The sequence below is a fragment of the Vibrio sagamiensis NBRC 104589 genome, assembly GCF_007990935.1.
GTDB classification, from domain to species: Bacteria; Pseudomonadota; Gammaproteobacteria; order Enterobacterales; family Vibrionaceae; genus Vibrio; species Vibrio sagamiensis.
Window position 1 is genome coordinate 1 of record NZ_BJXJ01000148.1, and the last position, 633, is coordinate 633.

Below are 633 nucleotides of genomic sequence, written 5' to 3' on the forward strand. Positions count from 1 at the left end.
ATTCATAGCGTCTCGGTTACAGAAGGAGACTGTCCTCTTAATTCGCCGAATCCCAATGACGATGGGTCAGTTGACTACACAGTTGGTCCTGTTAATAGTGATTGTACTGTTAATGTCACATTTGAGGAATCCACATCTCCTAAAACGCCAGTTCGCTTACACAATCCGGTATCGATGACAGTTTTTCCTACTGACGGCGGGAGTATTCAATTATCCGAAGACGGATTATCTGTCAAGTCTACGCACTTCTTTTTAGCACCTGGAGAGTCTAGGGGATTCTGGGTGAAAGCCAATGAAAACTACCGCTTGGACAAAGTCTCAGTCACCGATCCTAAAAACTGTAACGTCACGGCTCTTGATTCAGATGGCGCGTACAGCGTTAAATCTACATCAGGGAAGTGTGAGGTGAGCGTCGATTTTGTAGAAAAAGAATATAATTCCCTAACACCATATTACGATATAAACTTTAACGTAGTCGGTGACGGAGAGGTGAGCATAAACCCTTTACCTTTAAGGGTTCTGGATGGAGATACAATCTCTTTTTCTGTTACCCCAACAGGGCAAAGTCGTATAGTGAAAGTGACCGATGACAACTGCTTTGTTTCAACTACAGATACAGACCCTTATTCAGAA

At 43.1% G+C, this 633-nt stretch carries 1 protein-coding gene; it reads left to right on the forward strand.

What is annotated here, in order from left to right; genetic code table 11:
* Positions 1-633, forward strand: a 633-nt coding sequence (locus VSA01S_RS20170) for a hypothetical protein (RefSeq protein WP_186810645.1), incomplete at both ends; no start/stop codon positions are given.